The 3,776-nt window shown below is 39.5% G+C and carries 3 protein-coding genes and 1 pseudogene; 2 read left to right on the top strand and 2 right to left on the bottom strand.

Going from position 1 to position 3,776, the window contains the following annotated elements; translation table 11 throughout:
* Positions 1-894 precede the first annotated feature (894 nt).
* Both DXB52_RS14985 and DXB52_RS14980 read right to left on the bottom strand, forming a co-directional pair.
* The gene (locus DXB52_RS14985; protein ID WP_118107965.1) at positions 895-1,257 is read right to left on the bottom strand and encodes a nitroreductase family protein; all 363 of its coding nucleotides are present in this window, start codon (positions 1,255-1,257) and stop codon (positions 895-897) included.
* Positions 1,254-2,615, bottom strand: coding sequence for an MATE family efflux transporter (locus DXB52_RS14980; protein WP_181989228.1), 1,362 nt, complete (start codon positions 2,613-2,615; stop codon positions 1,254-1,256). The genes DXB52_RS14985 and DXB52_RS14980 overlap by 4 nt, the downstream gene beginning before the upstream one ends.
* A gap of 434 nt (positions 2,616-3,049) precedes the next feature.
* On the opposite strand from DXB52_RS14980, the gene DXB52_RS14975 reads away from it, so the two are divergent.
* Both DXB52_RS14975 and DXB52_RS14970 read left to right on the top strand, forming a co-directional pair.
* A complete protein-coding gene (locus tag DXB52_RS14975) occupies positions 3,050-3,259 on the top strand; it encodes a cytidylate kinase-like family protein (protein WP_472520474.1) in 210 nt (69 codons plus the stop codon).
* A gap of 59 nt (positions 3,260-3,318) precedes the next feature.
* Positions 3,319-3,532, top strand: a pseudogene (locus DXB52_RS14970) (potassium-transporting ATPase subunit C); the annotation flags it as partial.
* Between the last annotated feature and the right edge of the window lie 244 nt (positions 3,533-3,776).

Below are 3,776 nucleotides of genomic sequence, written 5' to 3'. Positions count from 1 at the left end.
CCGTACAGAACGCGGAAAAGGTCATGTCCTTTGATCGGTGCAGGATCATGTCTCATTACTCCATAAAGGTTCTTCAAGGATGCACGCACTTCATTCTCCAGCTTAACTGATAGACTGTTCATGTCTGACTTTGATAAGTACATGCTGGAACTGGAAGAGAATGCGAAGAAGTAGCAGCATCTCCATTAAAATTTTCAGCTTGCAAAGGTCGAGTGCATGGGAGTTGGGGCATCCGTCGGGGCGAAAAATAGCCGTTGACCTGTTTTTGTAGGAAGAACGGACAAGGTTGAGGCGATGGCGATTCCTCGCAAGATTTGACTTTTATGTTAGAATCACTACAATAGTAGAAACGAATAAAAAAAGTTGAACTTTTTCCGTGAATGAACGAGGTTCAGGCTGTGATATGGGTAGCGGAATGTATCAAGATATTTTTGTTACAGAATTTGTTGATATGTTTCCACGAACAAACGGAGATATGTTGCTACATTTCGTATTAGTCTGAATAGGTTCCTGGTGACTGACATCAATCCGGACCTATCGAGCCATGTGGAAGTCGTGTGTTGTCTACATCGGGTGAATTCGTAGAAATCCTTAGATTTAGGCACTTTGCGAGGTATATGAGTTTCACACCCACAGGCAAACAAGGCAAGAAAAAAAGAAATGTGTTCATTAAAGTGCAACGAGCCGGGTGCAGGTATTGTACGATGAAGTTGGACGAGCTTCATAGCTTTGAAGAACACCCATTCAAGGTGGAAAGAAATCAGGAATTATTTGAGTTAAGGGACAGCATTTAAAAAAAGCGGGCAGAGCTGAAAATCCGTGAAGCGAAAAAAGAAGTAAAAGTCAGGATAGAAAAAATGAGGGATATAGAATATTTTTGGGGAATGGGATACATCACAGTAATCCTGTTTGCAATCGCACAGAATGATAGTGGACTCGTTTGAAATCAAAACGATCTTGTTGAGAGTGTAGCGCATCTGGATAACCACATGGTACAATTGCAAAGGCAACTAAATCTTGAGAAATTTGCAGTACATTGTGGATTGCTTCCATATGTTCTTTTAGTGGTGCGATTCCAAGCCACACAGCACCAAGCCCAAGCGAATCTGCTTCCAATAAAAGATTTTCAACAGAGGCATTCATATCTATCTGAGCATATTCTGGCATTTTGCAAGCTGTTCTGTAACAAGCGACAAAAGCGAGAGGAGCAGATGCGGTACCGGCATAAGGACTTGTTCTGTGAAAAATTTCGTTCATTTTCTTACCTCCAATTTGTGTGCGAAAATTGTTTTTAGTAATTTATGTGACATGCAATAACTATAAATGCAGGCAACGATTTCTGCGATCCAGACTGCATACCAGCCATGTGAAATGCCAGAGATTTTTATGAAAATCAAGAGGCAGGGAACTAATAAAATAAGTTGCCTTATAGCAGCACTGACCATATTAATGATGCCGTTTCCGAGGCCGGAAGCAAAATATCCGCACAGGATTGTAATTGCAGCCATAACAAAGGAAACGGAGATGATTCGCAGTGCCGGAATACCGAGAGTCAGCATTTCCTGGCTTGCAGAAAATAATTGCAATAGTTGTCTGGGAAAACACCAGAATATGACGGTTCCGCATAAGGCAATAATTGCTCCGGTAGGAAGTAAAACTTTCCATGTCTGCTGTACTCGATGATATTTTCTATTGCCGTAATTATATCCGACAATAGGAATGGCAGCCTGTCCAAGACCATTGATAGGCATCATCAGGAAATTTTGCAATTTATAGTAGACACCGAAAAAAGCAACTGCTGTTGCAGAAACAGGCAGGAGAATACTGTTTACTGCAAGTGTCATAATACTTCCGATGGCCTGCATGATAATTGTAGGAAGCCCCACCCGGTAAATATCAGCAACATCTCGCCACCTGAAATGATAGTTTTTTAGATGGGCATGGATGAGCGGATTTCGGAAACGGTTAAACAATAAAGTAGCGATGGCCCCCACCATTTGTCCGATGACAGTTGCGATTGCTGCACCACGGATTCCCATTGCAGGGCAGCCAAACAGACCGAAAATCATAATGGGATCAAGAATAATATTCAAAATAGCACCTATGATCAGAGAAATCATAGATAAAACAGTATCTCCAACAGCCTGTAGCAGTCTTTGCCCATAAGTTTGCAAAAAGATTCCACAGCAATACACGAGATTGATGGAAAGATATTGTTTACAGAGAGTTTGTAATTCTGGATCTGTAGCCATTTTAAAGGCAATCGTATCGGACAGAAAAATGCCAGCGAAAGAGAAGATGATGGATGTAAAGAGCATGAGGAAAAGTCCGGTTGTGGCAGCCTGACATGCTTCTTCAGTTTTATGTTCCCCTATTTTTCTGGAAAGCAAGGAATTCAGACCTACTGCGGTTCCGACACCCACGGCAATCATTAAAAATTGAACGGAATATACTAGCGATGCAGCGGTCAGAGCTGTTTCAGACAGTCTGGCCACAAAGATACTGTCAACAATGTTATAAAGCGATTGCACAAGTAAAGAGAGCATCAATGGAATAGCCATTGTGTACACTAAAGGACGGATTGGCATTTCTGCCAGTTTGTTTTTTGAATTCATAAGACCTCCTCGTGGCATTGCAAAAAAAGAAGCGTGAAATCTGTAAGGACAAGCAAATCCTCATGATTTCACGCTTTTACAAGCCGGCTTTCGTTATAATTATTGTTTTTTCGGGTATATTATAAACGAAAGAGAAGAGAAAATGCAAGAAAAATTTATTTGATTTTGGAAAAACTGGAAATATAATTATAGTAGACGAGTAGCAGGTAAGCGTAAATCCAGTTTAGCAGCTACTCGTTTTTCGCTTTGTTAAAATAATATATTTGTTATGAAAAAGTGTGTAGCTTGTCAGCGTAAGTCCAGCTTATAAGACAAGGTGCGCACTTTTTTGTGCCAAAAAGAGAGGAGTTTAAACAAAATGTCAGAAAGCAACAAGATGAAGGAGATGCAGGTGAATAAGCTGATGATCCAAATGGGAATCCCAATAATCTTATATTACAGTCAGCAGAGAATTTGGAAGTGGCGGGCGTTTTATCGGGGAAGAAGTAGCAAAGAAACTTGGAAGTGCCTACTATGATAAAAATATTATCAGCCAGATTGCAGAAAAGTCCGGTTTAGCACCAGAATATATTCAAGAAAGTGCAGAATTGTCTCCGAAAAAAGGCTTATATTTGAAAGAAATTCCGAAGAGAGGTTTCTGCTAAATACACAATCTTACGGAGAATTGCATTGCTTGCTAATTTGTATTTTTATCATATCTTAACTTGTGACCTGTTCCGACAGCGGACTTGATCAGCATATCTCCCCTGTGGCGGCTAAATATCAGGTAACAAGAATTGCAAAAGCAAATAATATGAGTGAAGAAAAAGTCAGAGATATTATTGAAAAATGCACCGACAGTAGATTTTTAGGTGTTTTTGGAGAGAAAAACCGTAAATGTTCTGAAAGTCAATTTGATGTTGGACGGTATCCTATAACTAGCGCTCTCCAAAGATGAGCAGAAGATTTCGGACTTCTGCTCATCTTTATACAATCTTAATTTCAAAACAAACTTACTTACGTCCATTTAATACAAATAAAGATAGAATAAAGAAAATATAAAAAAGAAATTAAGTAAGCGTCAAATAAAACAGTGTATAGAAAAATAACCGTCAGCCTTTTATACTAAAAGGTCAACGGTTATCGACAGAATTCTTTTACAAGAGGATTCCAAGGCAGATA

Origin of the sequence: Ruminococcus sp. OM04-4AA (assembly GCF_003462585.1) — a bacterium.
Taxonomy (GTDB): Bacteria; Bacillota; Clostridia; order Lachnospirales; family Lachnospiraceae; genus Mediterraneibacter; species Mediterraneibacter faecis.
The sequence above is the reverse complement of the archived record's forward strand: the minus strand, read 5'-3'. Positions and strand labels throughout refer to the sequence as shown.